Raw genomic sequence first — 9,045 nt, forward strand, 5'->3', positions numbered from 1 at the left:
CGCGTTAATGGGCAGTAAGACTTTTACCTAAAAAATTCGGTGGGAACAAGATGTTAGATAGGAAGTCAACTACCCGTACACGCCTGATTAGTGAGGGCGTGTACAAGCCCCTAATGAGTAAAGTTTCACTTTATACAAGCCCTAACCAATGTACCAATTGTGTAGAGAGGAATGTAACAACAATGGCGATAACGGTAGGGATTGCAAACGATAAGAATGTCCATTTTGCACTTTTTGTTTCTTTATATATGTTAACTAGTGTCGTTCCGCACGGGAAATGAAGAAGGGAGAACAACATTGTGTTTAACGCTGTTAACCAAGTCCAACCGTTTTCTAAGAATAGATTTTTAATCTGATTAAAATCATCTATTTCAGTTAAAGATCCAGTTGATAAGTAAGACATTAATAAAATCGGAATAACAATTTCATTAGCTGGTAGTCCAAGAATGAATGCAGCTAGAATAAAGCCGTCAAGTCCTAACATTTTAGCGAATGGATCTAGGAAGTTTACAAAATACATAAGCAGGCTTGTGTCACCGATGAAAATATTAGCGAGTAACCAAGTTAATGCAGCCGCAGGAGCAGCTACAACTATAGCTCGTTTTAAAACATAGATGGATTTATCGAGTGTTGCACGTACAATTGTATTCCAAATTTTTGGCTTACGGTACGGTGGTAACTCAAGTGTGTAGTGAGTTGGAACGCCTTTTAAAGCTGTTTTCGATAGTACCCAAGAAACGGTTAACGTCATAATAACACCAATTACAACCATTCCAACTACAACGCCAGCGGTAACAAATGTTTGCATACTACCTGTATAACCAGCAGCCATAAATAGTGAAGCCATTAAAATTAACGTAGGCCAGCGACCGTTACATGGAACGAAGTTGTTTGTTAAGATAGCAAGCATACGTTCACGTGGCGATTCGATAATACGCGTTGACATAATAGCAGCTGCATTACAACCGAATCCCATTGCCATTGTTAAAGATTGTTTACCATGAGCACCAGATCGCTTAAATAAACGATCCATATTAAACGCAACACGTGGTAAGTATCCGTAGTTTTCTAATAGTGCGAACATAGGGAAAAAGATTGCCATAGGTGGTAACATAACGCTAATAACAGCACCGATACCACGGAATAAACCAAGTATTAAAATACCATGTAACCATTCAGGTGAATGCATTGCTTGGAACCAAGATGTTAAATATCCTTCGACCCATCCAAAAAACTCAGCAATCATATCAGATGGTACGTTAGCGCCTGCAATTGTAAGATAAAAGATAATAGATAAAATGCCTAGCATAATTGGAAATCCCCAAATTGGAGATGTGAAAATTTTATCTAGTTTTTCAGAACGATACAATTTATCAGTATTTGTATATTGAACAGATTCTTTACATATGCTTGCAGATGTTCGGTAAATATCTCCGACAATATCATCTCGTATATCTTCTTTTGATAGTGTTTGTGCATGTTGAATAATATAGTCCAATGGAAGAGCTTTACTGGCTGAGTGAGATTCCATTTATTACGACCTCCCTTACAAGTGGTTCATTATGGTGTTTTTGAAGTGTAGTTAAGAAATTTTTATCCCCATCTAATATACGTAACGCAATCCAGCGTGCTGGATACACATCACCGAACACTTTATAAATTTGTGGTTCTAATTCCTGAATCATATTTTCGATTTTTTCGCTGTAAGTAATTTTAATTGGTGTTGGAATTATTTTTTTATTTGCTACTTTAGCGATGACATTTAGTAAATGCCCGATACCAATTCGGTTTCGAGCTGAAATCTTTACTACCGGTACACCGAGTGATGTTGCTAATTTCTTTTCATCAATAACGATGCCTTTTTTCTCAGCTTCATCAATTAAGTTAATACAAATAACTACGTTGCTCGTCATTTCCATCACTTGGAGTGCTAAATTTAAATTTCTCTCCATAGCAGTTCCGTCTATAACAACTACAGTGACTTCTGGCTTTTCAAAGATAATATAATCTCTCGCCACTTCTTCATCCGCAGAATTTGAATATAGTGAGTAAGTTCCAGGTAAATCTATTAATGTATATTTATTTCCGTTATGTTCATATTCCCCTTCGGCCTTTAAAACAGTTTTTCCCGTCCAGTTTCCAGTATGTTGTTTTAAGCCTGTTAAAGTATTAAATAATGTACTTTTCCCGGTATTCGGGTTGCCAGCTAAAGCAATACGGTGGTTGCTCATCTGAAATCATCTCCTATTAATACCCCGAAAATAAGGGAGCTTTCTTCTTTACGCAGTGCAATAGTTGTATTGCTTACTTGATAAGCGACCGGATCTCCAAGTGGACTGCGCTGTAATACTTTAATCGTTGCCCCAGGGATAAACCCTAGATCTAATAAACGTCGTTTCATAGTTCCTTCTAATTGTATCTTCTCAATTTGTACAAACTCTCCTGTTTTAAATGCAGAAAGTGGTCTTGTATTAGCCGATACCATAAAAGTTACCTCATCTCTATATTGTTAGTTTAAGTTTAAAAAGTTTCCTTAGGTAAACTTTTTGCTACTAATATAGTAGACTACATTGAATGATGCTGTCAATTAGTACTTTAAAAATATTCAATTATTTTTAGAATTGTTCCAATTTATTTAGTTGTACTAAAAAAAAATACTGAAATTCTGTTTAATGTAAATAAAATGAGATTGTAAAAGTTAAAAATATAGTGGATTTGTAAATGTATTTTTAACTAAAAGGTGAAAAGAAAGAAAAACATTTACATTGAGTTTACATTATTAAGAATAAATTTACATTACAGCTCGTTTAGTGTGGATTTTGTTGGGTTCTGTAACTACAAATGTTGGGATTCCTAGCTTTTTAGGATTATTATCGCCATTTACTTAAAATTAAAAATTGCTTAACACTCACATAATATTGTTGTCCTACAATGAATTTGTGTTCGAAAAAAGTAGACGAATGTGAAAAGTGATAATCCAAATGGGGGTACAAGACATGGTTATGAAAAAGGGTATTAAATTTTCTTTAGCAGCTTTAGTGGTAGCAGGAGCATTAGTTGGATGTGGGAAAGCAGAAGATACAGCTAGTAAAGATAATGCTAAAGGAAGCGATAATGCAAAACAAGAATTGTCAGGTACGATTGCAGCTGCAGGTTCTACAGCGCTTCAACCTCTTGCAGAGGAAGCTGGAAAGAAATTCATGGAGAAAAATTCAAAAGTTTCTATTCAAGTTCAAGGTGGCGGTAGTGGAACAGGGATTAACCAAGTAGCATCTGGTGCAGTACAAATTGGTAATTCGGATGTTCCATCTGGAGATAAAATAAAAGATGCTGATAAAGCAAAAGAATTAGTAGATAACAAAGTTGCGGGTATCGCATTCGCGCTTGTCGTAAATAAAGATGTAAAAGTTGATAACTTAACAGTACAACAAGTACAAGATATCTTCACTGGAAAAGTAACGAATTGGAAAGAGGTTGGCGGGAAAGACGAAAAAATCAACGTAATTAACCGTCCAGCTTCATCTGGTACACGTGCTACTTTTGAAAAGACAGTGATGAAAGACGCGAAAATTAATGATGGAACTGGTACGACACAAGATTCTAATGGTGCTGTAGAGCAAGCGATTAACTCTACTCCAGGTTCAGTGAGTTACTTAGCAATGTCTTACATGGTTGGTGAGAAAAAAGGCGCGCTACAAACGGTTAAAATTGATGGATCTGAACCAAAAGTTGAGAACATCGCTACTGGTAAATATCCATTCTGGTCTTACGAGTACATGGTAACAAAAGGTGAGGCAAAAGAAGCAACAAAAGCTTACATTGACTATGTAAAAGGTAAAGATTTCGAAAAGCAAGTAGAAGATATGGGTTACATTCCGATGTCTAAATTAAATAAGTAATAAAATTTATGGGGCTGGCTGCAAGGTCAGTCCTGTTCATTTCAATTTATGAAGTGGGGTCTGTCCTGTGATGAAGGGGAAAAAACAAATAAATTACGTAAAGAGTGAATATATAGGAAGATCACTCGTTACGTTTTGTGGTATTTTTATTGTTTTAGTTACATTAGCTATTATTGCGTTTATTTGTGGTAAAGGAATTCAATCTTTTACGCAAAGTGGTATCTCATTTACTGAGGTATTAACATCGACAAAATGGAATCCGAATGCTGACGAAGGAACCTTCGGAGCTGTAATTTTTATTATAGGTTCAACATTGGTTTCGATAGGTGCAGTTATTATTAGTGCGCCAATTGCTATAGCTCTTGCTATATTCATGAATTTAATTTCGCCGAAGTTCGGAAATAAAGTATTGAAGCCTGTTTTAGAACTATTAGTTGGTATTCCTTCAGTTGTATACGGATTATTAGGGGTTACGATTTTAGTGCCACTATTACGTGATTCGTTTGGAGGAGTGGGCTTTAGTTTAATTGCGGGTATTATTGTCCTAAGTATTATGATATTACCTACTATTGCTAGTATCGCTTCTGATGCAATACGCTCTGTTCCATTTGATTATTTAGAAGCTTCTTATGGTCTAGGATCAACGAAATGGCAAGCGATTAGTCGAGTGATCGTTCCTGCTGCAAAACAGGGGATTTTAACAGGTATAGTTTTAGGATTAGCGCGTGCTTTTGGTGAAGCGTTAGCGGTTCAAATGGTAATCGGGAACACGATTAAATTACCAGAAGGAATATATAGTCCAACAGCAACGTTAACGGGTATTCTGACAATGGATATGACGAATACATTGAACGGAACGGCTTGGAACAATGCGCTATGGACATTAGCGATGATTTTGCTTGTTATTTCATTCCTGTTTATTTTAGTAATTCGAGCGATTGGTCAAAGAGGTGAGCGATAATAATGAATGCAAGAACGGTAAATAAAGTTTGGACAGGTATCTTTTATGCGGTTGCGGCTTTAGTTGTAGCTTTACTAGTGTTCTTAGTGTTTGAAATTTTACAAAAGGGATGGGGATTTTGGGATCCTAATTTCTTGTTTGGAGAACCAAGCAATACAAGAGCTGGTGGTGGGATTGGTCCGCAGTTATTCAATTCCTTCTATATGCTTGTTATAACGCTTATTATATCTATTCCTCTTGGATTAGGTGCTGGAATATATTTAGCGGAGTATGCAAAACAAGGTCGATTTTTAAGTTTTGTTCGTTTATGTATTGAAACAATGGCGTCTTTACCTTCTATTGTTGTTGGTTTATTCGGTTTGTTAGTGTTCGTTACAATGACAGGCTGGGGATACACGGTAATGGGTGGTGCTTTAGCTTTAACTATTTTAAACTTACCAGGTTTAACGCGTGTTTGTGAAAATGCGATTTCAGAAGTTCCTCATAATGTAAAAGAGGCGAGTCTTGGATTAGGTGCGACAAAGTGGCAAACGATCGCGCGTATTATTATCCCGTCGTCATTACCGCAAATTATTACAGGTGTTATTTTAGCGGCTGGCCGTATATTTGGTGAAGCAGCGGCATTAATTTACACAGCGGGTTTAACATCTCCAATTTTAAATTCAGCAGCGGACTTCTCAAGTCCTGCGCATCCTTTAAATCCATTTAGACCAGCTGAAACGTTAGCGGTTCATATTTGGAAGTTGAATTCTGAAGGGATTATCCCGGATGCGAAGTTGATTGCGACAAAATCTGCAGCTGTATTAATTATTATGGTATTACTATTCAATGTTATTTCACGCTTGATAGCATCTGTATTGCATAAGCGTTTTACAGGAACGAAAAGAAAAAGTAAAACGACGAAGAAGGTAAAAGCGGCATAAGTTATAAAGAAGAACTCTCTATTTATAAGTAGGGGGTTCTTTTTGTATTTTAATATAGAAGAAATGGATATAAAGGGGGGAGTAAAAGACCTTCAAATAACGAATATCTTATTGTAGACTTTGGTCAACCTATAGAGCGATATGCGCAAAAGAAGGATGGATTATATGGGTAGGTAAAGAAAAGGCGTTATCTTCATTCGTGAAGATAACGCCTTTTTACTTTAAATATCAGGTGTTTCTGTAGAAGTACTGATTTTTCTGCGTGAACGTCTTTTTCTACCGATTTTATCCAGTAATTCGTACATAACAGGAACGACTACTAATGTAAGAACAGTTGAAACTGCCAAACCGCCGATTACAACAACTGCCAAACTTTTTGATACCATACTCCCTGCTTGAGATTGACCGAATAGGAGAGGAAGCATAGCAACGATTGTTGTTACAGCTGTCATAATAATTGGACGAAGTCTCGTGGACCCAGCTTCTAGTAAGGCGTCCCTTGTTTCCATGCCATTTTCTCGATTTTGTTGCACTCTTTCTATTAATACAATTGCATTTGTGACGACAATCCCAATTAACATTAATGCGCCAATTAAAGAATTTATATCGACAGGTGTTCTTGAAATGATTAATCCTAAAATACCACCGACAGCAGCTAATGGTAAGGAGAATAAAATTGCAAAAGGAGCACGCGCTTGCCCAAAGGTGATAACCATAATTAAATATACAATCCCAATTGCAATCCCCATGATTTTGAATAAATCTGTGAAGTTCTCTTGCATAGATTCAGTGGCGCCGGCGATATTTACTTTTGCTCCACTAGGTAAATCTAAGTTGGTTATCGCATTGTTTACTTCTGCGCTTACTTTACTTAAATCTTCACTTGAGGCTTCAGCAGTAATTTGAATTGTTTCTTTTCCGTCTTTATGGAAAATTTCTGTTTGAAGTTGTTTTTCTGAAATAGTTGCAATGTCCTTTAAAGGAATTGGTCCGTTAATAGGTGACAGTATGTTTGCGTTTAAAATATCTGTTTGTTTATTAATATTTTCTTTTTTGTGCTCTATCATAATAGTAGTTTTTTCATTGTTAATTGAAATTTCACCAATAGGCGATTTCTTCATAAGGAATGCTACTTGTTGTGCTGCTAATTCTGGGGTTAAACCTAATTGTTCGGCTTTTGTTTGATCAATATGAATTTGCCATTCTTTCTTAGAGTCTTCTAAATTCGTTTTTACTTTAGAGAGAGCATCCATACTCTTTAGTTTTGTTTCGACGATGTTAGCGGCTTTTTTTAGATTCGTTTCGTTAGTAGCAGTTACGTTAAATTGTAAATTGTTACCCCCACCAGAGCTTGAATAACTCGTTTTTATATAATCAAGTTCGGCAGGTTCAAAAGATTTATGATCTTTCTTTAAGTCTTTAATATATTGGTCGATATTAGACCCCTTTTTGAAGACTACAAATATACTGGCAAGATTATTTTTAGTCGTTTGCCCCCATTGTGCATCTTCTGCGCTAGATCCCATTCGTAAAATAACATCTGTTACATCAGGATTAGAGAGTAGTTTCTTTTCGAAGTCAAAGGCTTTTTGTTTTTGAGATTCAGAATTATAATCAGCTGGAAACGTCATATTAACGGATAACATTGTATCATCTTCGGACTTTATGTTCGATTTTGGTAGTAATATATATGCAGCGATTGATCCCGCAAATAATAAAAATGAAGTTAGTAGAATAATAAATTTATGAGAAAGAGCCCACTTTAATGTAGCTACATATCGTGGTGAAGAGCTCGGCTTGCGATGCTTTGTTTTTTTGAGTAGTAAAAAAGCCATAAGTGGAACAACTGTTAATGCGACGATTAAAGAAGAAAGGATTGAATATACAACTGCTAATACCATAGGTAACATTAATTTTCCGATTACTCCTGATACGAGGCCGATAGGTAAAAAAACAGCGACCGTTGTTAAAGTAGAAGAAGTGATTGCGACGGCAACCTCTTTCGTTGCATCGATAATAATATCTTTAGAGAAAGGTTCCTTTTGTAAACGGCGAAAAATATTTTCAATGACAACGATACTATCATCGACGAGACGTCCAACTGCAACTGCTAAGCCACCGAGAGTTAAAATGTTAAGTGTGATGTTAGATTGGTGTAGTAAAAAGAGTGTTAATAAAATAGATAATGGAATACTGACAACAGCGATGAGTGTCGTTCGGAAGTTACGCAAAAAGATTAAGATAATTAGAGTAGCGGCGATTGCGCCAAGGATTACTTCTTTTCCCATACTAGTAACAGCATTTTCAACTTGTTCATGAGTTGAGGCTAAAAGTTTAATAGAAAACTGATCTTTATATTGCTTACTTATGTTTTTAATTTTTTTATCAATCTCTTTTCCAATTGCAACCGCGTTTTTACTCGGCTCTTTCATGATGATTAATCCTGTTCCTTCTTCTCCGTTTATGTGTGATATTGTATCGTAGTTTTGTTTCAGTTCAATTTGAGCAATATCTTGCAATTTCACTTGAGGTGCTACGGTGATGTTTTTAATCTCATTTATATTTTTTACTTCCCCGATGACACGAAGATTGTATTCTTCTTTATTAACAGTAATTGCTCCAGTGGGAGTGGAAGTTTCTTTTCCCTGTACAACTTTTAATACTTGCTCTGATGTTACGTTTTTATCTTTTAGTTTGTTAGGATCAAGAACGATGGATAATTCGGAAGTTGATTTTCCGAAAAACATGACATTGGCAACACCATCAATGCTTTCGAGTTGTGGTACGATTTCTTTCTCGATTTGTTTTTCGTCAGCTTTTGAAAATCCATTTTGCTTCTGAATGGTAATTTGAGCGAGTGGAATCATAGAAGTATTTAATTGGCTAACTACAGGTTTAGTTACATCTTTAGGTAATTTAATCGTATTAATTGCTTTTTCGACTTCGCGTGCTGCATCTTTCATATTTGCCTTGGATGTATATGCAATGTCGATGCGTGATAATCCTTCGTGTGTGGAGGAAATGATGCCATCAATATGTTCTAAATTACGAAACTGTTTTTCAAGGGGATCAGTTACGTCTTTAGTCATCGTTTCAGCATCGAGCCCTTGAGATAATGTTGTGACAGTTATTGCAGGGTTATCGATGCTTGGTAAAAATTCCATAGGTAATTTAGAGCCGGAATAAACACCGAGTATGGAAATGAGAAAAACCATGATAATAATAGCAGCTCGGTTTTTTAATGAAAATTTTGTTAACCTAT

Annotated in this window: 7 protein-coding genes (1 of these 7 only partly in view); 3 read left to right on the forward strand and 4 right to left on the reverse strand. The window is 36.0% G+C overall.

Annotated features, from left to right (window positions below; all coding sequences use genetic code 11):
* Nucleotides 1-130 precede the first annotated feature (130 nt).
* Genes MHB70_RS02770 through MHB70_RS02780 form a run of 3 tightly spaced genes read right to left on the reverse strand, consistent with a single transcriptional unit; the run spans nucleotide 131 to nucleotide 2,485 of the window.
* Complete coding sequence (locus tag MHB70_RS02770; RefSeq protein WP_000443614.1) at nucleotides 131-1,531, reverse strand: nucleoside recognition domain-containing protein; 1,401 nt, start codon at nucleotides 1,529-1,531, stop codon at nucleotides 131-133.
* Nucleotides 1,509-2,231: a FeoB small GTPase domain-containing protein gene (locus MHB70_RS02775; RefSeq protein ID WP_000064958.1), complete on the reverse strand. Its 723-nt coding sequence runs from the start codon at nucleotides 2,229-2,231 to the stop codon at nucleotides 1,509-1,511. Before MHB70_RS02775 ends, MHB70_RS02770 begins: the two co-directional genes overlap by 23 nt.
* Entirely contained in the window at nucleotides 2,228-2,485 is a 258-nt protein-coding gene (locus MHB70_RS02780; protein ID WP_000252995.1) for a FeoA family protein, read from the reverse strand. Before MHB70_RS02780 ends, MHB70_RS02775 begins: the two co-directional genes overlap by 4 nt.
* A gap of 511 nt (nucleotides 2,486-2,996) precedes the next feature.
* Between MHB70_RS02780 and MHB70_RS02785 the strand changes: the two genes are divergently transcribed.
* The 3 genes from MHB70_RS02785 to pstA all read left to right on the forward strand — a co-directional run bounded on the left by MHB70_RS02785 (nucleotide 2,997) and on the right by pstA (nucleotide 5,783).
* Nucleotides 2,997-3,899, forward strand: a complete 903-nt coding sequence (locus tag MHB70_RS02785; RefSeq protein WP_000245101.1) for a phosphate ABC transporter substrate-binding protein PstS family protein — start codon at nucleotides 2,997-2,999, stop codon at nucleotides 3,897-3,899.
* Between the two features lie 70 nt (nucleotides 3,900-3,969).
* The gene (gene pstC / locus MHB70_RS02790; RefSeq protein ID WP_000676684.1) at nucleotides 3,970-4,860 is read left to right on the forward strand and encodes a phosphate ABC transporter permease subunit PstC; all 891 of its coding nucleotides are present in this window, start codon (nucleotides 3,970-3,972) and stop codon (nucleotides 4,858-4,860) included.
* A 2-nt stretch (nucleotides 4,861-4,862) separates the two neighbouring features.
* Nucleotides 4,863-5,783: a phosphate ABC transporter permease PstA gene (gene pstA, locus MHB70_RS02795; protein WP_000994143.1), complete on the forward strand. Its 921-nt coding sequence runs from the start codon at nucleotides 4,863-4,865 to the stop codon at nucleotides 5,781-5,783.
* A 221-nt stretch (nucleotides 5,784-6,004) separates the two neighbouring features.
* On the opposite strand, the gene MHB70_RS02805 is transcribed toward pstA, so the two are convergent.
* On the reverse strand, nucleotides 6,005-9,045 hold the 3' portion of the coding sequence (locus MHB70_RS02805) for an efflux RND transporter permease subunit (RefSeq protein ID WP_061530700.1). The gene runs 4 nt beyond the window's last position; the window shows 3,041 of its 3,045 coding nt (coding positions 5-3,045); the start codon falls outside the window, past its right edge — the gene reads right to left on this strand; it ends in the stop codon at nucleotides 6,005-6,007.

The organism is Bacillus sp. FSL M7-1020, from assembly GCF_038050415.1.
Taxonomy (GTDB): Bacteria; Bacillota; Bacilli; order Bacillales; family Bacillaceae_G; genus Bacillus_A; species Bacillus_A toyonensis.